Genomic DNA, 20229 nt, shown 5'->3' with positions numbered 1-20229 from the left:
GAGAGACAATATCATGGCTGACATCTCTACCAATTTTCTCGGCATCCAGTCGCCCAATCCGTTCTGGCTCGCCTCCGCTCCGCCGACAGACAAGCAATATAATGTCGAGCGCGCTTTCGAAGCGGGATGGGGCGGTGTTGTCTGGAAGACGCTTGGCGAGGCCGGCCCGCCAGTCGTCAATGTAAACGGCCCGCGCTACGGCGCCATTCACGGCGGCGACCGCCGGCTTCTCGGCCTCAACAATATCGAGCTCATCACCGACCGGGATCTGGAGGTGAATCTGCGGGAGATGACCGAGACGAAGAAGAAATGGCCGGATCGGGTGATTATCGCGTCTCTCATGGTGCCATGCGAAGAAGCGGCGTGGAAGGCGATCCTGAAGCGCGTTGAGGAGACTGGCTGCGATGGCATCGAGCTCAATTTCGGCTGCCCTCACGGAATGAGCGAGCGCGGCATGGGCTCGGCCGTTGGACAGGTGCCCGAATATATTGAGATGGTCGCGCGCTGGTGCAAGGAAAACACCGACCTGCCAGTCATCGTGAAGCTGACGCCGAACATTACCGACATCCGCAAACCGGCCGAAGCCGCCAAACGCGGCGGCGCGGACGCCGTCAGCCTCATCAATACGATCAATTCGATCACCGCGATCGATCTGGACGATTTCGCGCCGCAGCCCACCATCGATGGCAAGGGCAGCCATGGCGGCTATTGCGGGCCTGCGGTGAAGCCCATCGCGCTGTCGATGGTCTCGGAAATCGCCCGCAACCCCGAAACGCAGGGTTTGCCGATCTCGGGCATAGGTGGCATCACCACATGGCGCGATGCGGCGGAGTTCATCGCTCTTGGATGCGGAACGGTTCAGGTCTGTACGGCCGCCATGACCTATGGCTTCCATATCGTGCAAGAGATGATAGCGGGCCTTTCCAACTATATGGACGAGAAGGGTTACGCCTCGATCGAAGACTTCCGCGGCCGCGCCGTCCCGAACGTCACGGACTGGCAGTATCTCAACCTCAAATACGTTACCAAAGCCAAGATCGACCAGGACCTCTGCATCAAATGCGGCCGCTGCCACATCGCCTGTGAAGACACCTCGCATCAGGCGATCACTCACATGGTCGATGGCGTCCGCCATTTCGAGGTGATCGACGAGGAGTGTGTCGGTTGCAATCTGTGCGTCAATGTCTGCCCGGTGGAGAACTGCATTTCGATGGAGCAGATATCAGGCATCGATCCGCGCACCGGCAAACCAGCCAATGACGGCTACGCCAACTGGACGACCCACCCTAACAACCCGTCCGCCAAGACGAGCGGGGAAGCGGTGCAATTTACGCCGAATGCGGCGGAGTAACCGACCAGACAAACGCGCCGGCCCTGACGGGCCGGCGCTTTCTTTTGATCCCGCGGCTCTCTTCAGTCCGCGAGATAGCAGGCTTAATCTTCCAGCTTCTGCTGGTTGCCGTCCTCGACAAGGACATCGCCTGAGGGCCGTGGCGTCTCTGCCGTCTCGGCGGGCAGGACCGGATAGACGACTTCCGGCATCTCGCCCGTCAGCGAATTCAGGAATGCCACAATCTTGGTGGCTTCCTCGTCGGTGATTTCCTCACCCAGCTGAGACTCGGCCATGATTTCGACCGCTGTCTTGAGATCCCACACCTTGCCGGAATGGAAATAGGGCGCGGTCAGTGCGACATTGCGAAGCGGAGCGGCACGGAAGACGTATTCGTCATCGACCGTCTCGGTCACTGCGAACCGGCCCTTGTCGCCAGCCGGTAGGATATCCGCACCGGGCTTCTCGATAAGGCCGAACGGATAGTAGTCCTGACCGCCGACATTGACGCCGGCGTGGCACGAGGCACACCCCTTATCCATGAAGAGTTCCAGACCAGCCCGCTCCTCCTCGTTCAGAGCGGCATCATCGCCGTTCAGAAACGCATCGAAAGGCGCCGGCGTGATCAAGGTAGCTTCGAAAGCCTCAATCGCCTTGGCAAAATTGTCGAACGTGATGGTGTCATCGCTATCCGGGAAGGATGCGTCGAACCATTCGACATATTGCGGCATCGATTTCAGCATCGCCGTGACGTTTTCCGGCGTATTGGCCATTTCGACACCAGCCTGAACCGGACCCTTGGCCTGTGCTTTCAGGTCTTCGGCCCGGCCATCCCAGAACTGCGCTCCATTGAAGACAGCATTGAGGGCGGTCGGGGAGTTTCGGGGGCCCTTCTGCCAACCGTGGCCGATGGAGGTTTCAAGGTTATCGTCGCCGCCCGTCGCCAGGTTGTGGCAGGAGTTACATGAAAAAACCCCGGAGGCAGAGACACGCGGATCGAAAAACAGGGCCTTGCCCAGTTCAACCTTTTCCGGAGTGACAGGGTTGTCGACTTGCGCCGGAGTGGTTGCCGGCACCGGCTGGAAATAATCCATCGCGGTATCGCGCAACGCGTCTGCCCTCGCGGCGCTCCCATAGACCAGCAGCAAGGCTGAGGTTGTGAGAATAGCTTTAGTGAAGGACTTCATTTTGATGCTCTTCAAGCTGTGCAGCAGGCATCGAGCCTGCATCGGACGGACACGATAAGCCCGCCAGCCTTAAACTAATTGAGCGCCCGAAAGAGGATTTGATCCCGATCAAGCGGAAAAGGTATATTGCCGCCCGTCAACGAATATTTTTCGGCCATTCGGTAGATAAAGAGAAATCCGTGCCACCGAAGATTGAATATTTCCCCGAAAAGATAAAGTATTCCTTGAGTGTCAAGAAATGCATTCGCAGCTTTAAACTGGAGCAGGCGACGGCTGCCGAGGACCGGTTTTGATAGGAGCAAGGTCGGGCGTCGCGAAGGAAGCGCCGTAGGATCCTGCCTAACCGGTCAGGGCATCGCGAATGGCACGGCCTTGCACAACGGCTTCTTCGAAAACGACGGGCTCGGAGGTGATCTCGAAGCGGTTCCGCCCACGGTATTTCGCCCAATAGAGCGCCCGGTCCGCAGCAGCGAGCACTTCAGCGACGCTGTCGTTTTTGTCGCGGAATGCGAGCCCAACGCTGACCGTCACGACACCGCCTGGACCGCAAGGATGCTCGATTGCCATGGATTCCACCGCGCAGACGAGGGCGTGCGCGAAGCGTTGCGCGGCGTTGCGCTCGACATTGCGAATGACGACGGCGAACTCTTCTCCGCCATAGCGGGCAGCAAACATTCCCTCATCTGAGGTCGCGGCCTGCAGGACCTGGCCGATCTGCCTGAGGCACTCATCGCCGGCCTGATGACCGAAGCGGTCATTGAACTCTTTGAAATGATCCAGATCGACCATCATGATCGTGACGGGGTCTGGACCTTGAAACCAATCACGGAACGTGTCGTCGAGCGCGCGACGATTGGGCAATCCTGTCAGCGCGTCCCTCCTGGCGAGATCGCGCAGCTTGAGCCCCTCCGTCTCGGCGCGCTCCGCCCGCTGTTTCGCGGAGAGAGTCATGAGGTAGTCGAGCGCGCGACGCCGCTCGGAAAGGTAATTCCCGTAAAGAGAATAGGCGCAGGCCGTAAACACCTGGAGCAAAAGGGCGAGAGATAGACCGGAGGGAATATCCTGCCTAATGAAGAATGCTGCACAGGAGGAGAGAAAAGCGATCGCGGTGTAAACCACAGCGTGCGGAAAGCGCAGAACCGCCACCATATTGGCGAAAATGACCGCCAGCCCCACCTCCCCTATCGTGTGAATGGAATCGGGCGCGGTACTCACGCTGAATAATGCGACGATGATGACGACGCCGACGATACAGCCGAAAAGGACCGAGCGTTCCCGCCAGACCGCGTCGACGTGCCCAGCCGTCAAAAAAATCAGAAACCCCGCGGATGTCAGAACAAGCGACCGCAAGGCCGGCGCGATCCAGCCGATATCCGGCAGCAGAATGTGGTCGACCAGATTATAGCAATTATAGAGCAGCAGCCCGAGCAGAACCGTCTTGCGCAGATGGGCCACGCGCTCGGCGCCATATTCCTTCTCGAATTGCGGCACGACCGATTGAGGCAGACGCAGCCACCGATCCAGACGATAACGCTGATCGCCCACCGTTATCTTCGGCGGTGCACCATGCAGACTATTCACTGCGTCCTTGCCCCTGCAAATTGCCCGGTTGCCGATGATGGGCCATGCCACTTTCGATTGCGTTAAATTGCATATTGCGAATTGATCCATTCCCCGAATAGTGCCGCGACCGGCGGCGGAACGACGGGATGATGCGAGGGCTGAAACGCGTGAACTGACCTGGCAGGCCGCTCAACGCGGTGCGACGCCCTTCAGGATAACATCGAGGACGGCCTGCGCGGCCCGTTCGTGAAAAGCCGGGTCGCTGACCTGACGGCCCAGCACAGCGCGGATTTGCACGTCGAAATCCGCATAGTGCTGCGTGGTGGCCCATATGGTGAAGATCAGATGATAGGGATCGACCGGTGCCAACCGCCCCTCCTCCACCCATCGACGAATTGTTCCCGCCTTGCGCTCCACCAATTGCCGCAGGTCCCGCTCGAGAAACCCGCGAATGTGAGGCGCGCCCGCCAGAATTTCGCCGGCGAACAGGCGGGAGGCGTCCGGCTGCTCGGCGGAGAGCGCCATTTTTGCCGTGATATAGCGACCTAGCTCTTCCACCGGTTCGCCATCCGGGTTCAGCGCATCGAGCGGCATCAGCCAGTCTCTCAGAACCTCTTCCAGTACGGCGACATACATGTCCTGCTTGCGTCCGAAATAATAGAGAAGGTTCGGCTTGCTCATTTTCGCCCGCGCAGCGATCTCATCCAGCCTTGCACCGCGAAGCCCGTGAAGGGCGAAGACCTCGCGCGCAGCGCGGAGGATCACCTGCCGGTTCTGGCTCTGGATACGAGTCTGACTTTCTCCCTCCGGCGCTGAGCGTTTTCCTTGCGTCAAAACTTACAGTCCTCCCTCAAGTTTGCGCGCAAATTGTGCAATGCAAACTACTGCCTATGTATGATGCAGGAAACGCTTGACCGGGTCTGCCTCATTCCATAGCCTCCGATTTTGACCAAACAGTCAAGTTTGGTGTCACAGTCAGAAGTCAGGGGGAAAAGCGCCATGAGCCAGCAGTCCAACATGCGGATCGATGCGGACCGGCTCTGGGACTCGATCCATGAAATGGCAAAGATCGGCCCCGGCGTTGCCGGCGGCAGCAATCGCCAGACCTTGACCGACGAGGATGCAAAAGGCCGCGAGCTTTTCCAGGACTGGTGCGATGCAGCCGGGCTTTCAATGGGCATCGACGAGATGGGCAATATGTTCGCCCGGCGCGAAGGCACCGATCCCGATGCCCTGCCCGTCTATGTCGGCAGCCACCTCGATACGCAGCCAACCGGCGGGCGCTATGACGGCGTCCTCGGCGTGCTCGGCGCGCTGGAAGTTGTGCGGACGCTGAACGATCTCAACATCAAGACGAAACACCCGATCGTTGTCACCAACTGGACGAATGAGGAAGGCACGCGCTTCGCGCCGGCGATGCTGGCCTCGGGCGTCTTTGCCGGCGAACATGAGCGCGACTGGGCCTATGACCGCGAGGATGCGGACGGCAAACGTTTCGGCGACGAATTGGAGCGCATCGGCTGGAAGGGCGATGAGACGGTCGGCGAGCGCAAGATGCACGCCTTCTTCGAGCTGCATATCGAGCAGGGCCCGATCCTGGAGGCCGAAGGCAAGCAGATCGGCGTCGTCACTCACGGGCAAGGCCTCTGGTGGCTACAGGTGACACTGACCGGCAAGGACGCGCATACCGGCTCGACGCCGATGGACATGCGCGTCAATGCCGGGCTTGGCATGGCGCGGATCACCGAGCTTGTCCACAAGATTGCGATGGATAATCAGCCGGGGGCGGTGGGCGCGATCGGTCAGGCCAATGTTTATCCCAATAGCCGCAACGTTATCCCCGGCAAGGCGGTCTTCACCATCGATTTCCGCTCCCCGGAGCAGGAAAAGCTCGACGGGATGAAAGCCCGGCTAGAAGCCGAAGCACCGGGCATTGCGGACGATCTGGGCCTCGGCATCGAGATCGAGGTCGCCGGTCACTTCGACCCCGTCACCTTCGACGAAGGCTGCGTCATCGCCATACGCAACGGGGCCGAGGCGCTCGGCTATTCACACCGCGACATCATCTCCGGCGCGGGCCATGACGCCTGCTGGATCAACAAGCTCTACCCCACCGCCATGGTGATGTGCCCCTGCGTTGACGGCCTTTCGCACAATGAGGCCGAGGAGATTTCGAAGGAATGGGCGCAAGCCGGCGCGGACGTGCTGCTGCATGCGGTTGTGGAGACGGCCGAGGTGGTGGGGTGAGAATATTTCATTTGCCCACGGGACGAGAAGCCAAGCCATCGCAGGGCAAGAGCGATAGATTTCCTGCCTATAAATGCTTCCCACCAGGCGGCCGTAAAAACCTTGATGCGAACGCAGTCAAGTTTGCCAGAGTCGAAGACGCTGCGGCATGGCTAAAAAAGACTTCTGGAGGTGGAGTAAGGGTTGCGGCGATCGGAACCAAAACTGGAGAGCGTACCGCAATACTTAATTCCGGGCTCGCCATTGAGCACGACGATGGACGATTGGAAAAGCTATGACCACCACACTTATTCGCAACGGCACGGTCGTCACGGCCGATCTGACCTACAAGGCCGATGTCCGGATCGAGAACGGCAAAATTGCCGAGATCGGGCAGAACCTCTCCGCCGATGGCGCGACCGAACTGGATGCGAGCGGCTGCTATGTCATGCCGGGCGGCATTGACCCACACGTCCATCTCGAAATGCCGTTCATGGGCACCTATTCGAGCGACGATTTCGAGAGCGGCACGCGCGCCGGCCTTGCCGGCGGCACCACCATGGTGGTTGATTTCTGCCTGCCCGATCCGGGCCAGTCGCTGCTCGACGCGCTGAAGCGCTGGGACAACAAGTCCACCCGCGCCAATTGCGACTATTCCTTCCACATGGCCATCACCTGGTGGGACAAGCAGGTGTGGGACGAGATGGAAACCGTGGTGAAGGACCACGGCATCAACACTTTCAAGCACTTCATGGCCTATAAGGGCGCGCTGATGGTGAATGATGACGAGATGTTCGCATCCTTCACGCGCTGCGCTTCGCTCGGTGCGCTGCCGCTTGTCCATGCCGAGAATGGCGACGTGGTCGCGACGCTGCAGCAGAAGCTGCTGGCCGAGGGCAATGACGGGCCCGAAGGCCATGCCTATTCGCGCCCGCCCGAGGTCGAGGGCGAAGCGACCAACCGCGCCATCATGATCGCCGACATGGCGGGCGTGCCGCTCTATGTCGTTCACACCTCCTGCGAACAGTCGCACGAAGCGATCCGCCGCGCCCGGCAGAAGGGCATGCGCGTCTATGGCGAGCCGCTGATCCAGCATCTGACGCTGGATGAGGGCGAATATTTCAACGAGGACTGGGACCATTCGGCGCGGCGCGTCATGTCGCCCCCCTTCCGCAACAAGATGCATCAGGATTCGCTCTGGGCGGGGCTGCAATCCGGCTCGCTCTCGGTCGTCGCGACGGATCACTGCGCCTTCACCACCGAGCAGAAGCGCACCGGCGTCGGCGATTTCACCAAGATTCCGAACGGCACGGGCGGTCTGGAAGATCGGCTACCGATGCTCTGGACCTATGGTGTCGGCACAGGCCGTCTGACGCCGAATGAGTTCGTCGCCGTCACCTCGACCAATATCGCCAAGATTCTGAACATCTATCCGCGAAAGGGCGCGATTCTTGTCGGCGCGGATGCCGATATCGTCGTCTTCGATCCGGAGAAGGAAAAGACGATTTCGGCCGACGGCCAGCAATCGTCGATCGACTACAACGTTTTCGAAGGCAAGAAGGTCAAAGGCTTGCCGCGCTACGTGCTCACCCGCGGCAAAGTCGTCATCGACGATGGCGCGGTGAAGACCGAGGAAGGGCACGGCCAGTTCGTCAAGCGTGAGCCGTATCAGGCGGTCAACAAGGCGCTCTCGACATGGAAGGATCTCGTCGCCCCGCGCAAGGTCGAGCGCAGCGGCATTCCGGCGAGCGGGGTGTGAGGGCGTTGGTCGAGAACAATTCCCCCTCTCCGCCACGCTCCGCGCGGCACCTCTCCCCAAAGGGGCGAGGGTGGAGCAAACCGCACCCGTCGCGAGTCAAGCCAACCGGCGCATTGAAACGCGCCCGGACAATGCGCAAGAAGCCGACCGATGCGGAAGCTTGGCTCTGGACCGAACTTCGCAAAGAGCGATTGAATGGCTATCGCTTCAGCCGGCAGGTTCCACTCGGACGATACATTGCCGATTTCGTTTGCCGAAAGGAGCGGTTGATCGTGGAAGTCGATGGCAGCCAGCATGCCGAAAGCACCCGCGATGCAGTTCGCACGGACTGGCTCAATAGGAATGGTTACTCTGTCCTGCGATTCTGGAATGAGGAAGTGCTAAGACAACGCACTGTAGTCTTGAATACGATCCTTGCCGCACTCGACAAACGTTTGCCACCAAGCGATTTCCATGCGCCTGCCCACCCTCTCCCCGGTGGGGAGAGGTGCCGAGTGCAGCGAGGCGGAGAGGGGATGCGGCCATGACAGTTGCAAAATCTTCGACGACTGATCGTCTTCTTTGGATAAGGAGGCTGATATCGCATGAATGAAACACCCGCTCTCAACGGCGTTCTCGAAGCGGCGGTCTATATCGACGATATCGAGGCTGCGCGGCGCTTTTACGGGGAGTTACTCGGCCTGAAGGAGATGACTGCGGCAGAGGGCCGACATGTCTTCTTCCGGTGCGGCACGACGATCGTTCTTTGCTTCATCGCCGACGCCACGCGGCAGCCGGAGAAACCGGGCGGCCTGCCGGTGCCGCCGCATGGGGCGAAGGGTCCGGGACATATCTGCTTCTCTGCGAATGGCGAGACGCTCGATCGCTGGGTGGAACACCTCGAGATAGGCGGTATTGCAATCGAATCCGACTTTCGCTGGCCGAACGGCGCGCGTTCCGTCTATGTGCGCGACCCTGCCGGCAATTCGGTCGAATTCGCCGAGCCAAAACTGTGGGGCCTGGAATGAATATTGCGACTGCCCCGGCCCACACCTCCGAAGCCGTGATTGAGACACACGACCTCGATCTTGTCTTTCAGACGTCCGACGCGCCGGTTCATGCCCTGTCGAATATCGACCTGACAATAAGAAAGGGCGAGTTCGTTTCGCTGATCGGCCCCTCAGGCTGCGGCAAGACCACCCTCCTCCGCGTGATTGCGGATCTTGAACAGCCGACGGGCGGCACGATCTCGGTCGAGGGCATGACACCCAAGGAAGCGCGAGAAAATCGCGCTTATGGCTACGTTTTCCAGCACTCGGCGCTCTTTCCATGGCGGACTATCGCCAAGAATATCGCCCTACCGCTTGAAGTGATGGGCATCGACAAGGCCGAGCGCGAACGGCGCATCGCAGAAAACCTCGAACTGGTCGACCTGAAGGGGTTCGGCAAAAAGTTTCCCTGGCAATTGTCCGGCGGCATGCAGCAGCGCGCCTCCATTGCGCGCGCCCTGGCCGTCCAGCCGGACATGCTGCTGATGGACGAGCCCTTCGGCGCGCTGGACGAGATCGTCCGCGATCACCTCAACGAGCAGCTTCTGAAGCTCTGGGCGCGCACGAAAAAGACCGTGGTCTTCGTGACGCACTCCATTCCGGAGGCCGTCTTCCTCTCCACCCGCATCGTGGTGATGAGCCCGCGGCCCGGTCGCATCCATGAAGTCATCGATTGCAACCTCGGCGAGGAGCGCCCCCTCGACATTCGCGAGACGCCGGAGTTCCTCGCCATTGCCCAACGCGTCCGCGACGGGCTCAGAGCCGGCCACGCCTATGATGAGTGAGGCGCGCATATGAGGCTCGGAGCATTCGTCACTCTTCTGCGCGTGCGCGCCCTGCCCGTCATCGCGGTGGTGCTGGGCATTCTCGTCCTCTGGTATCTCGGCGCGGTCTGGCTCAATTCGGCCTTCGCCTACGATGCCGCGGCGCGCGGCGGCACCGACCTCTCCTTTTCGAAAATGGTCGCGCAGACGATGAGCCAACGGCGACCGGTGCTGCCCGCGCCGCATCAGGTCGCGGCTGAGATGTGGAAGACGATCGTCGAGATCGCGCCAACCTCCAAGCGCAGCCTCCTCTACCATTCCGGCATCACGCTATCCTCCACCTTGCTCGGCTTCGTGCTCGGCACGGCGCTCGGAATCGTGCTCGCCATCGGCATCGTCCATTCGCGCGTGCTCGACCGCAGCCTGATGCCGTGGATCATCACCTCGCAGACCATCCCGATCCTCGCCATCGCGCCGATGATCATCGTCATCTTCGCCAGCCAGGGCATCACCGGGCTTTTCCCGAAGGCCTTCATCTCGATGTATCTGTCGTTCTTTCCCGTCGCGGTCGGTATGGTGAAGGGCCTCCGCTCGCCGGACGCGATGCATCTGGACCTGATGCGCACCTATAATGCCAGCCGGTTGCAGACGCTTCTAAAGCTGCGTCTGCCTGCCGCCATGCCGTTTCTCTTCACCTCCATGAAGGTCGGCGTCGCGACGAGCCTTGTCGGCGCGATTATCGGCGAACTGCCGACCGGCGCTATTGCCGGACTTGGCGCGCGCCTTCTCGCCGGCTCCTATTACGGCCAGACGGTGCAGATCTGGAGCGCCCTGATGACGGCGGCAATCCTCGCCGCCATTCTGGTCATCCTGATCGATATCGCATCGCGGGCCGTCACGGCCTGCATGGGGGTGCGCTCATGAGCCAGACAGCCCTCCTCTGGACCGGCCTTATCACCTGGGTCCTGACCTTCGCGGCCAATCTCGGCCTGTCGCGCATCGAGGCGAAGGGCGGCGCGAAACGCTCCATCGACCTTTTAATCCCGATCCTGTTCGGCATCGGCCTTCTGGCGCTCTGGGAAGGCCTGACACGCGGATTCGGCGTGCCGACCGTGATCCTGCCGCCGCCCAGCATGATCTGGGACCAGATCACCACATCGGTGCCGACGCTCTGGGCCGATTTCCAGCAGACCTATCTCAAGGCGGTGATTGCCGGCTATGCGATCGGCTGCGGCTCCGGCTTCGTCGTCGCCATTCTCGTCGACCGCTCTCCCTTTTTGCGGGCCGGGTTACTCCCTGTCGGCAATCTGGTTTCCGCGCTGCCGATCATCGGGATCGCGCCGATCATGGTCATGTGGTTCGGTTTCGACTGGCCATCCAAGGCGGCCGTGGTGGTCGTCATGACCTTCTTCCCCATGCTGGTAAATACGCTGGCGGGGCTGACAGCCGCAGGCCGCATGGAGCGCGACCTGATGGCCACCTACGCCGCCTCTTACTGGCAAACGCTTTTCTCGCTGCGCCTGCCCGCCGCCATGCCCTTCATCTTCAATGCGCTGAAGATCAATTCCACGCTGGCGCTAATCGGCGCGATCGTGGCCGAATTCTTCGGCACGCCGATCGTCGGTATGGGTTTTCGGATTTCAACCGAGGTCGGCCGAATGAATGTAGACATGGTCTGGGCCGAGATCTTCGTCGCCGCGCTCGCCGGCTCGCTCTCCTATGGATTGCTGGCGCTGGCCGAGCGTTCGATCACATTCTGGCACCCGTCCAACAGGAGCGGCTGAAAAACCATTCGCTACTGGCGCTGCCCATCGGACCACGTTAAAGTCCAGAAAACAAGCACAGGGAGAATTTGCATATGAAACAGGCACTTCTTGGAGCGATCAGCGCCGCAGCGATGATTGCGGGGGCCTCGTCCGCTCTCGCGCAGGACATGGACACGCTGACGCTCCAGCTCAAATGGGTCACCCAGGGCCAGTTCGCCGGCTACTATGTGGCCAAGGACAAGGGCTTCTACGAAGACGTCAATCTGGACGTCGAGATCAAGCCGGGCGGTCCGGACATCGCGCCTCCCCAGGTCATTGCCGGTGGCGGCGCCGATGTGATCGTCGACTGGATGCCCTCCGCGCTTGCCAGCCGGGAAAAAGGCGTTCCGCTGGTCAATATCGCGCAGCCCTTTGCCCGCTCCGGCATGATGCTCACATGCCTGAAGGAAACCGGCATCGAAAGCCCGGATGACTTCAAGGGGCGAACGCTGGGCGTCTGGTTTTTCGGTAATGAATATCCATTCCTTGCCTGGATGAGCAAACTCGGTATCCCGACGGAAGGCGGCGATGAGGGCGTCGAAGTCCTCAAGCAGGGCTTCAATGTCGACCCGCTGATCCAGAAGCAGGCCGACTGCATCTCCACCATGACCTATAATGAGTACTGGCAGGTTATCGACGCCGGCTATAGCGAGGACGATCTCGTCGTCTTCAACTATACCGACCAGGGCGTCGCCACGCTGGAAGACGGGCTCTATGTCCTTGAAGAGGATCTCGCAGACCCTGAGATGGTCGATAAATATGCCCGCTTCGTCGCGGCATCGATGAAGGGCTGGGAGTATACCTGCGACAATCAGCAGGAGGCCGCCGAGATCGTTCTTGAGAATGATGCTACGGGCGCACAGACCGAAGAGCACCAGACGCGCATGGTCAGCGAGATCTGCAAGCTGACCGAGGGGTCGGACGGCTCGCTCGATGTCGCTGCCGCGCAGCAGACAGTCGAAACGCTGCTGTCGGGCGGCTCCGATCCGGTCATTACCAAGGAGCCGGAAGGCGCCTGGACCGATGAGGTCACGACGAAGGCCGCAGACGTCGACATGGAATGACTGCCACGGCAGCGTTTCAATGACGCCATAAAGACGGGACGGATCGGTTTCGATCCGTCCCGTTTTGCGTTGCGCCAAATTTCTTCACCTTGGCGCTTGCAAAGCGGCGCAAGCCCCTTTAGGTAGCCGCTCACGGCAGCGCTGGCGACGCCCGCTGCCCGATGCCTTTATGGCATGCGCGCTCGTAGCTCAGCTGGATAGAGCACCAGACTACGAATCTGGGGGTCGGGAGTTCGAATCTTCCCGAGCGCGCCATCCACCCAAAGGCTTTGCAGCGTTTCCAAAAATCTATCCGTTCGTACCGGGTAACGGATGGGGTAACGTCAACAGCCGGAACGTTCCAAAGAGCGGCGCGCTCTTTCTTCTCTAAAGCAAAGGCAAATCCGTCAAGGACAAGGTTGCCGCCTATCTCAATTCATGCTCATTCGGTTATCTCAGGGGGGTCCACCTTTGAGGAAGAATTCGGCGAGGCTGAGCGCAAACTTTGTCTGAGCGTATGCGCCCGTAGTGGGGACGTTCACCAAGCCCCCGGCAACGCGGTCACTCGCTTCAATAATATGAAGGCAGCGGGTGCGGCGATCGTTGATCTATGGGACGCGATCGCTCCGGAGCGTTATGAAGCGACGTCTCGCGAATTCAGCAACCTATCTTTGCCGGGCGCCGTCCTTTTTCATCGGCCAAAGTGCCTCTATCCCGGCCTTTTGATCTCAAGCGACATGTCGCGAAGCTGTTGCCTCTTCGTGCGTTATCGGCATATCAGCCTCGATCGGCAGCGATTGAGGAAGTTCGAAGTAGAATTTCGTGCCGGCGCCTTCGACTGTATCGAAGCCGATCGTACCGTTCATGCGTTCGATCAGAGCTTTCGAAATGCTAAGACCCAGACCGGTACCGCCCTTGGCCCGAGCATCGGACGTATCCACTTGTTCAAATTTATCGAAAATCCGGCTGCGATATTGTGGCGGGATACCCGGACCCTCGTCGGCGACGCTGACGCGCCAGTTTTCGCCGGCGGGGTCAAGCCGCAATGTGATCTTCCCTTTAGCAGGGGAGAACTTGATTGCGTTCGATAGGAGGTTGGCCATCACCTGAGCAAAGCGGTCGGCGTCGATGATAGCTGTCGCGCCCGGGGTGTCATTTTCGAACACCATTTTCACTTCGCTTTCGGCAAGATAGGCCTCGTTGGCTTCGATCGCCGACTGGATCAACGGAGCGATTTCCTGCGTCTTCATATCGAAGGTCATATTGCCGGACTCAATCTTTTCCATGTCGAGAATATCGTCGACAAGACGTTTCAGCCGCTCAGCATTGCCTCCCGCGATCCACAATAGTCTGTGTAGAGGCGCCGGGACCTCTCCGGCCGCACCGCCAAGTGCCAACTGCAGCGCTCCGTTGATCGACGTCAGAGGCGTTCTCAGTTCGTGACTGACGGTGGCGACGAATTCCTTCTTGATGATTTCCGAGCGATGCTGTGCGCTGATATCGGACAAGCTGCCATCCCAGATCAGCCTGTTCTCCTTGTTCATACGCGGTTTTGCGATCATTCGCACCCAGATGGTCTGCCCATCGGACTGCTGAAATTCGGTATCAAAAGACCAGCGCTTAAAATCTTGAGCGGATTTCTTGAGAACAGATCTGAGCTGTTCATAGCTCGATCGCTGCAAAATCTGCTGGAGAATGACGGGATCGTTCATCAGCGACGCGGGAGGAACTTCGAGTATCGATCGGCAACCTTCCGACACATAGGGAAAAACGAGAGCATCGTTCTCGTCGACTATCAGCTGGAAAAGCATGATGGGTGCGTTATTCGCAACGCCGCCGAGACGAGCCTTGATCTCTTCCTTCTCGGCGATCTCGCGGCGCCGGGTCTGCTCGCGAACGATCAGTCCTCCAATCAGCAAGACAGCCAGAAAATTGGTGGGTGCAAACAAGGAAGCGGACTTTCTGAAGACGTCCGGTGGTGCCGCGCTGAGAGCGTAGATCGTGAATGTGGGAATCGTCAGAGCGATGACCGCATGCCAAGAGATGTAGCTATATGAGAAAGGCTTGCGAATACGATACCGCCACCATGCCCACAAAAGGGTTGAAGCAAGAGCTCCAGCCGCAATCCCCGCGCTACCTGGCAGGGCACCGATTCCACCGAATGAATATCTCACTGTAATGAGAACTCCGGCCGTAATCACTGCGCTGATCGGCCCGCCGATCGCCGCCGATAGCGATGCGACTGCGTTGCGGGGGTCCGTGCGGACGCCTTCGATCAATTCAATGGGCGTCATCATGATGATGAAGCCTGTCACGGCAAAAACGATGCCGTAAATAATTCCGCTGCGGACGACCGACTCCCGATATCTATCACCGAAAGCGGCACAGCAAAGCACTGCCAAAATGATGACCGACGCGCCTTCAACCATTGTCACAATAGCATTCATGGCGGACCCTCCTGCAGAGAGAGTAGGACGAATAAGATTAACGACCCGTCTCCTATGCCGGTTTCATTTTAAACGGGGCCATTTTGACTTCAGAAGCCGCTTACAGTCGCTGTGAAGCGGGGCGCAGAAAATCTTTCGTGTTCTTGTCTCGCGATTGCGCGAGCCTTGACGAAGCGCCGCACCTGACGAACCAGATTGCCCGGATTGAAGTGATATCGATGCCCGCCAAAGTTGGGCGCTCGTCTGCGGTCTTATGTCGAAAGATTTTCGAGTCTTGTCGTATCGAGTAGCAACACGATGGAACTGCTTAATCCGATTGAACATCCGCTCGATGCGGTTTCGATCCTTGTAGGTTCTGAAGTCGCAGACGGGCGGGGCTTTCCGGTTTGTCTTCGGCGGGATGACCGGTCTGATCCCTTGGAATGGGCGGCGACAATCACGCCGACGTCTTCTTCGAAATGGGGCTCATGTATGCGACCGGTCGCGGCTGCGCCGTTGATTTCATCGCCGCCCACAAGTGGCTGAACATCGCCGCCAACAAGGGCTCCGACCGGGTTGCAGCACTGCGCGGTGACCTTGCCCAGACGATAAGCAAGGCCGAACTCGCCGCTGCACTACGCGCCGCCCGCAAATGGATGACGATGCACTGATGAGTGATACAAGCTCGGACGCAATTAGAGCTGTGGGCTGTCCTGTTTTCCCAGCCACGTTTCGATCACAGACGGATTGACGACGTATTCAGGCACCCGCCACTCTGCCACCGCGAGAAGGTTCTCGCAAAATGCCTCCCGCAGGCGCATCTGCGACTCGACCGTATGTCCCACCATGTGTGGGGTGAGGATGGCGTTCGGAAGGTCGCGCAGCGGACTATCCTCTTTCAACGGCTCCGGGTCGAACACATCGAGGGCAAGGCGCATGGCCGGTCGCTCTGCGGCGAGCGTGGCGAGTGTATCGTCGGGGATGATGCCGCCCCGCGTGATGTTGACAAACACCACGTCCGGTTTCATTCGGCGCAACGCGTCAAGATCCAGCATTCCCCGTGATTCAGGAGTGAGTGAAGCCGCCATGATAACGACATCGCTTGTCGCGAGCACTTCATCAAGGCTCTGGGAGGTGACGTAGGCGGGCATCGATCGCGGCGTGCGCACCGAAACGACGAGCCTCACGCCCCATACAGACAGCCGTTCCGCGATAGCCTGTCCAATTTTGCCAAAGCCTATCAGGCCAACTGTCTTTCCCATGAGCATGCGCGCACGGACCTGCGAGGGACGCGGCAGGTTTTCACGAAGGTAGCGCTCCGTGCCATGAAGGTCATAGAGCGAAGCCAGGGTGAAGAGAACTGCGGCCTCGGCCATGCTGACGGTGTTTTCCGCAATCTGGCCATTCGCCACGAGGATGTCGTTTTCCGTCGCGGCCGAAACATCGAACCCTTCGACCCCTGTGAACGGAGAAACCAGTGCGCGCAGACGCGGCATCCTGGCAAACAGCTCCTGGTCGGCTGCAAAGCTTGAGGTCGCGCCAAGGATTTCCAAAGACTGCAGTGCATCAACGGCGGCAAGCAGTTCCTCGCGCGTGACGAACCGTGCCACACCATGGCCACGCCGTTGCAACGCGTCATGGGCTGGATTGAAGAACCGATCAAAGGACGACGTTCCCACCAAAGCAACAGTCAAGATTTTAGCCTCCAAATGAGTTACGCGGAAAATTTCACTTTCCGTAGCGCTCATGCATGTCGCGCCCGGGGCAGCCGACCCGCAGAACACGTATCACGCCGTTCAGATACCGTCGATTATCATGCGCGGGCCGGGACTTTCTACCGCGCTCCGACGGCAAAAGCCCTTTGATGATCCGCCATTTGATAACCGTCAGGTCGCCGTGTGCCAAAACCGCCTCCTAAAAAGCAGTCTTGAATCATGCTTCCACTGATTTCGGAATCCACTTTGTCAACGGGACCTAGGGCGGCATTTCTGTTCATCCAGAGAGGAGGTCTGGATTAACAGAAACGCCGCGCTCGTCGGCACACTTGCTGACGGGTGCTTTGCTTTGGCGAAGGCACTTGCCCACCCGCCTCACCAGATCAGACGTGTACTTCCTGTCTCTGGCATCGTGTCCGTTTACTCCATGATCTGCTGCGCAATCCCTCGGCTTGCAACAGGTAGAGCCGGCTTACGCGGCACCGTTGTGCAAGCCGGCTAACTTTTCGATTGGAGAGTTAACACCATCTCCTAGGATAAGGGCGTAGAAGCCTGCTGACCGATCCTAAAAAGGCGCAGTTCGCGGCCTGCGGGATTCGTGAACCTTTTTCCGCGCTCTTTTATGTGCCTTCGGCGTCCGGATTGAGCCATGGTAGCCACCCTCTGGACGGCCAGTGTCCTGACGAACCGCGATTGATCAGCTGCCACCCTCCACAAATTGTGATTCGCAAGCAATTAACCTCCGTATTCTAGGATTTGAGGATCAGACCTTCCTAGGATGGATCATGGCGAAGCATTTTCAAAAGCCCTATCCGATACCGGCAAATGAGGAGAAGCGCCTAAAGGTGTTGGCGGAATATCATCTGATGGACACGCCGCCCGAAGAGGATTTTGATCGTCTCGCGAGACTGGCATCGCAATTGTTCGATGTGCCGATTGTTCTCGTATCTTTGCTGGAGGGTGATCGACAGTTCTTCAAGACACATGTGGGCCTCGATGTGTGCGAGACGAGCCGAGAGGTCTCGTTTTGCGCACATGCGATTATGCGCGACGATATCCTCTTTGTTCCCGATGCGTTGAAGGACGATAGATTTGCGTCTAACCCACTGGTGCTTGGACCTCCGTTTATCCGGTTTTATGCGGGCAAGCCGTTATCGGCACCCTCGGGAGAGAAGCTCGGCACAGTCTGCCTGATCGACACAAAACCAAGGAATCGCTTCACTGCCGAAGACCGTAAGAACCTGACCGACCTAGCAGCACTTGTCATGGATCGCATGGAAATCCGGCGGCTCGACTATGTCAGATCGGTCAGTCAGGCACGCTTCGAGAACATCGCAGCCACCTCTCCCGATGCGATCATCTGCTCCAACTCGAAAGGGAGCATCACGTTCTGGAATCAATCAGCCGAAAGGCTTTTCGGCTATCCGCCTGACGAAGCGCTCGACCGAGGGGTTGAAATCATCGTGCCCGCCAGCTGGCGGGCGATCTATGAATCGGAGCGTAGCCATCTGCAGAAAGGCGAGCGAATGGAGCTTGCCGATCAAACCCTAGAACTATCCGGATTGCGCAAGGACGGCAGCGAATTTCCTGCGGAGTTCTCATTGTCCACTTGGGAAGAGGGCAACACCACCAGCGTCGGCGCGATTGTTCGCGATATATCCGAACGGCGTCAGAACGAAGAGCGTTTATCTCGTCTCGCCTCCCTCGATGCCCTGACGGATTTACCCAATCGCGCCGCATGGCGAGCACGTCTCGACGAAACTATGGCTGCGGAAAAGCCATGCACAGTTCTTCTTCTCGATCTTGATCGATTCAAGGAGGTGAATGACACGCTCGGGCACTCCGCAGGAGACTCGGTTCTGAAAGACGTCGCCAAGCGGCTTACTTCAATTTGTCATCAGGCGAACATGGTCGCGCGTCTTGGCGGTGACGAATTCGTTGTCCTGCTCAACGGAAATGATTCGCGTCAGGCCAATGTGATTGCAGGCAAACTGGTTTCAGCGTTATCAGAGCCTTACGAGTTCGCGGGTCACCGTTGTAATGTCGGCGTCACCGTCGGAGTGGCCCACGGACCCCAGCATGGCCATCGCGCGGAAGATTTGCTCAGCGCCGCCGACCTCGCGCTTTACCGGGCGAAAGCCGGCGGAAAGGGCCGGCATCAGCTCTTTGAACCGCAATTTCGCGAAACGGCAGTTGCTCGCAGAGAGTTCGAGCAGGAGCTACGTCGAGCGTTCGAAGGTGGCGAGTTCGAACTCTTCTATCAGCCTCAAGTTTCGATCAGCGATAGACGTCTTACTGGCGCGGAAGCATTGATCCGGTGGAATCATCCGGAACGCGGCTTGCTAACACCGGCCTCCTTTATAGAGGTGCTGAGCAGAGAACCGTCTGCGGCTTCAGTTGGAGATTGGATATTGCGCACGGCCTGTCGTCAGGCGGCAGCGTGGCGGAAAGCCATTCCAGATTTTGTCATAGGCATCAATCTGTTCGAGGCCCAATTTCGCTCAGGGCAGTTGCTGACCGAAGTGCGCGAGGCGATGAAAGATAACAATCTTCCAGCTGAGGCGATTGAACTTGAAATTGTCGAGAATATTCTGCTGCAAAACGATGCGCCCACACTCGAACTTCTGCAAAGTCTTCGGAATCTGGGCGTAGGGCTTGCCTTCGACGACTACGGCACTGGCTTCGCGTCACTCAGCCTCCTGAAGCGTTATCCCGTGACGCGCCTCAAGATCGACCGCTCCTTTATCAGAGACGTTACCACAGTCCCAGAGGATGCCGCCGTGGTTAAAGCTGTGCTCTATCTGGGCCGCAGCTTTGGCCTTAACACTATCGCCGAAGGTGTTGAGACCGAAGCTCAGCTGGAATTTCTCAAAGAGTACAATTGCCAGGATGCCCAAGGCTATTTGTTCAGCAAACCCATTCCAATCGAGGAGTTTGAAAAAAAGTATGTGCGTCCAGCAGTGGCAAAGCGGGCACGTTTGAAAGCACCATCCTTAACTGAGATGCTTGAGTCGTGAGGACACCTCCTGGGTTCTGGTCGAAAGCATCGCGCCGAAATTTCAACGTCAACCGGGAAGGATTTTGTTCGAGTTGGCTCCGACGTCGTCACTAAATTATGCCGATTTCCTCGAAAGCCCGCGAGGATATCGTGATGCTGACCAGGCGCGGGTATCTCAAGTTTGTTAAGTCGACGAATGATAGGGGCGAGAATTCAAACGGGTCGCTACCCAGCCGTTACCCAGAAAGTCCAGCTTGCCGGTCAGTAGAAAAGGCATATCCGGCAAAAAACGGTTCTGATTGATCAGAGTAAGGTACAGGCCGCTGATTTCATATCAGAGGATAGTAGTTCTCCGCCGAGTTGCGACCGCCGATGTTTACATTTG

The 20229-nt window shown here is 58.7% G+C and carries 16 protein-coding genes, 1 tRNA gene and 2 pseudogenes; 12 read left to right on the top strand and 7 right to left on the bottom strand.

What is annotated here, in order from left to right; all coding sequences use genetic code 11:
* Positions 1–13 precede the first annotated feature (13 nt).
* Positions 14–1351, top strand: a complete 1338-nt coding sequence (preA, locus tag D8780_RS01680; protein WP_121644082.1) for an NAD-dependent dihydropyrimidine dehydrogenase subunit PreA — start codon at positions 14–16, stop codon at positions 1349–1351.
* An 83-nt stretch (positions 1352–1434) separates the two neighbouring features.
* On the opposite strand, the gene D8780_RS01675 is transcribed toward preA, so the two are convergent.
* The 3 genes from D8780_RS01675 to D8780_RS01660 all read right to left on the bottom strand — a co-directional run bounded on the left by D8780_RS01675 (position 1435) and on the right by D8780_RS01660 (position 4914).
* Positions 1435–2517: a cytochrome-c peroxidase gene (locus D8780_RS01675; protein WP_121644081.1), complete on the bottom strand. Its 1083-nt coding sequence runs from the start codon at positions 2515–2517 to the stop codon at positions 1435–1437.
* 339 nt (positions 2518–2856) lie between these two features.
* Positions 2857–4098 (bottom strand): GGDEF domain-containing protein, encoded by a 1242-nt coding sequence (locus D8780_RS01665; RefSeq protein ID WP_158598410.1) that lies wholly within the window; start codon positions 4096–4098, stop codon positions 2857–2859.
* Positions 4099–4269: 171 nt separating this feature from the next.
* Complete coding sequence (locus D8780_RS01660) at positions 4270–4914, bottom strand: TetR family transcriptional regulator C-terminal domain-containing protein (RefSeq protein ID WP_121644078.1); 645 nt, start codon at positions 4912–4914, stop codon at positions 4270–4272.
* Positions 4915–5079: 165 nt separating this feature from the next.
* Between D8780_RS01660 and D8780_RS01655 the strand changes: the two genes are divergently transcribed.
* The 9 genes from D8780_RS01655 to D8780_RS01615 all read left to right on the top strand — a co-directional run bounded on the left by D8780_RS01655 (position 5080) and on the right by D8780_RS01615 (position 12981).
* Positions 5080–6327, top strand: a complete 1248-nt coding sequence (locus D8780_RS01655) for a Zn-dependent hydrolase (RefSeq protein ID WP_121644077.1) — start codon at positions 5080–5082, stop codon at positions 6325–6327.
* A 274-nt stretch (positions 6328–6601) separates the two neighbouring features.
* A complete protein-coding gene (gene hydA / locus D8780_RS01650; protein ID WP_121644076.1) occupies positions 6602–8065 on the top strand; it encodes a dihydropyrimidinase in 1464 nt (487 codons plus the stop codon).
* Entirely contained in the window at positions 8002–8592 is a 591-nt protein-coding gene (locus D8780_RS01645) for an endonuclease domain-containing protein (protein WP_121644075.1), read from the top strand. The genes hydA and D8780_RS01645 overlap by 64 nt, the downstream gene beginning before the upstream one ends.
* Before the next feature lie 57 nt (positions 8593–8649).
* The gene (locus D8780_RS01640) at positions 8650–9072 is read left to right on the top strand and encodes a VOC family protein (RefSeq protein WP_121644074.1); all 423 of its coding nucleotides are present in this window, start codon (positions 8650–8652) and stop codon (positions 9070–9072) included.
* Complete coding sequence (locus D8780_RS01635; RefSeq protein WP_121644073.1) at positions 9069–9878, top strand: ABC transporter ATP-binding protein; 810 nt, start codon at positions 9069–9071, stop codon at positions 9876–9878. The genes D8780_RS01640 and D8780_RS01635 overlap by 4 nt, the downstream gene beginning before the upstream one ends.
* A 9-nt stretch (positions 9879–9887) precedes the next feature.
* Positions 9888–10781 (top strand): ABC transporter permease, encoded by an 894-nt coding sequence (locus D8780_RS01630; protein WP_121644072.1) that lies wholly within the window; start codon positions 9888–9890, stop codon positions 10779–10781.
* A complete protein-coding gene (locus D8780_RS01625; protein ID WP_121644071.1) occupies positions 10778–11641 on the top strand; it encodes an ABC transporter permease in 864 nt (287 codons plus the stop codon). Before D8780_RS01630 ends, D8780_RS01625 begins: the two co-directional genes overlap by 4 nt.
* 113 nt (positions 11642–11754) lie before the next feature.
* Positions 11755–12726 carry an ABC transporter substrate-binding protein gene (locus tag D8780_RS01620; protein ID WP_245412364.1) on the top strand — a complete coding sequence of 324 codons (972 nt, stop codon included), beginning with the start codon at positions 11755–11757 and terminating at the stop codon, positions 12724–12726.
* Positions 12727–12904: 178 nt separating this feature from the next.
* Positions 12905–12981 (top strand) — tRNA-Arg (locus D8780_RS01615).
* 452 nt (positions 12982–13433) lie between these two features.
* Here D8780_RS01615 and D8780_RS01610 read toward each other — a convergent pair.
* Positions 13434–15152, bottom strand: coding sequence for an ATP-binding protein (locus D8780_RS01610; protein ID WP_121644069.1), 1719 nt, complete (start codon positions 15150–15152; stop codon positions 13434–13436).
* 258 nt (positions 15153–15410) lie between these two features.
* A pseudogene (locus D8780_RS01605) lies at positions 15411–15572 on the bottom strand (IS5 family transposase); the annotation flags it as partial.
* A 2-nt stretch (positions 15573–15574) separates the two neighbouring features.
* On the opposite strand from D8780_RS01605, the gene D8780_RS01600 reads away from it, so the two are divergent.
* Positions 15575–15802, top strand: a complete 228-nt coding sequence (locus D8780_RS01600) for an SEL1-like repeat protein (RefSeq protein WP_121644068.1) — start codon at positions 15575–15577, stop codon at positions 15800–15802.
* 24 nt (positions 15803–15826) lie between these two features.
* Here D8780_RS01600 and D8780_RS01595 read toward each other — a convergent pair whose 3' ends face one another.
* Both D8780_RS01595 and D8780_RS01590 read right to left on the bottom strand, forming a co-directional pair.
* The gene (locus tag D8780_RS01595; protein ID WP_121644067.1) at positions 15827–16879 is read right to left on the bottom strand and encodes an NAD(P)-dependent oxidoreductase; all 1053 of its coding nucleotides are present in this window, start codon (positions 16877–16879) and stop codon (positions 15827–15829) included.
* Positions 16863–17036 (bottom strand): annotated as a pseudogene (locus D8780_RS01590) (transposase); the annotation flags it as partial. The gene D8780_RS01595 and the pseudogene D8780_RS01590, both read right to left, overlap by 17 nt.
* A 595-nt stretch (positions 17037–17631) precedes the next feature.
* Between D8780_RS01590 and D8780_RS01585 the strand changes: the two are divergent.
* On the top strand, positions 17632–19863 hold the full coding sequence (locus tag D8780_RS01585; RefSeq protein ID WP_121644066.1) for a putative bifunctional diguanylate cyclase/phosphodiesterase: 2232 nt from the start codon (positions 17632–17634) through the stop codon (positions 19861–19863).
* Positions 19864–20229 lie beyond the last annotated feature (366 nt).

The sequence above is a fragment of the Notoacmeibacter ruber genome, from assembly GCF_003668555.1.
Classification (GTDB): Bacteria; Pseudomonadota; Alphaproteobacteria; order Rhizobiales; family Rhizobiaceae; genus Notoacmeibacter; species Notoacmeibacter ruber.
The sequence above is the reverse complement of the archived record's forward strand: the minus strand, read 5'-3'. Positions and strand labels throughout refer to the sequence as shown.

Coding starts and splice junctions, on each gene's coding strand:
- D8780_RS01630 (WP_121644072.1), top strand. CDS start 9,888: ATGAGGCTCGGAGCATTCGTCACTCTTCTGCGCGTGCGCGCCCTGCCC.
- preA (WP_121644082.1), top strand. CDS start 14: ATGGCTGACATCTCTACCAATTTTCTCGGCATCCAGTCGCCCAATCCG.
- D8780_RS01640 (WP_121644074.1), top strand. CDS start 8,650: ATGAATGAAACACCCGCTCTCAACGGCGTTCTCGAAGCGGCGGTCTAT.
- D8780_RS01625 (WP_121644071.1), top strand. CDS start 10,778: ATGAGCCAGACAGCCCTCCTCTGGACCGGCCTTATCACCTGGGTCCTG.
- D8780_RS01610 (WP_121644069.1), bottom strand. CDS start 15,152: ATGAATGCTATTGTGACAATGGTTGAAGGCGCGTCGGTCATCATTTTG.
- D8780_RS01585 (WP_121644066.1), top strand. CDS start 17,632: ATGGCGAAGCATTTTCAAAAGCCCTATCCGATACCGGCAAATGAGGAG.
- D8780_RS01675 (WP_121644081.1), bottom strand. CDS start 2,517: ATGAAGTCCTTCACTAAAGCTATTCTCACAACCTCAGCCTTGCTGCTG.
- hydA (WP_121644076.1), top strand. CDS start 6,602: ATGACCACCACACTTATTCGCAACGGCACGGTCGTCACGGCCGATCTG.
- D8780_RS01635 (WP_121644073.1), top strand. CDS start 9,069: ATGAATATTGCGACTGCCCCGGCCCACACCTCCGAAGCCGTGATTGAG.
- D8780_RS01600 (WP_121644068.1), top strand. CDS start 15,575: ATGGGCGGCGACAATCACGCCGACGTCTTCTTCGAAATGGGGCTCATG.
- D8780_RS01595 (WP_121644067.1), bottom strand. CDS start 16,879: ATGAGCGCTACGGAAAGTGAAATTTTCCGCGTAACTCATTTGGAGGCT.
- D8780_RS01645 (WP_121644075.1), top strand. CDS start 8,002: ATGGAAGGATCTCGTCGCCCCGCGCAAGGTCGAGCGCAGCGGCATTCC.
- D8780_RS01620 (WP_245412364.1), top strand. CDS start 11,755: ATGATTGCGGGGGCCTCGTCCGCTCTCGCGCAGGACATGGACACGCTG.
- D8780_RS01655 (WP_121644077.1), top strand. CDS start 5,080: ATGAGCCAGCAGTCCAACATGCGGATCGATGCGGACCGGCTCTGGGAC.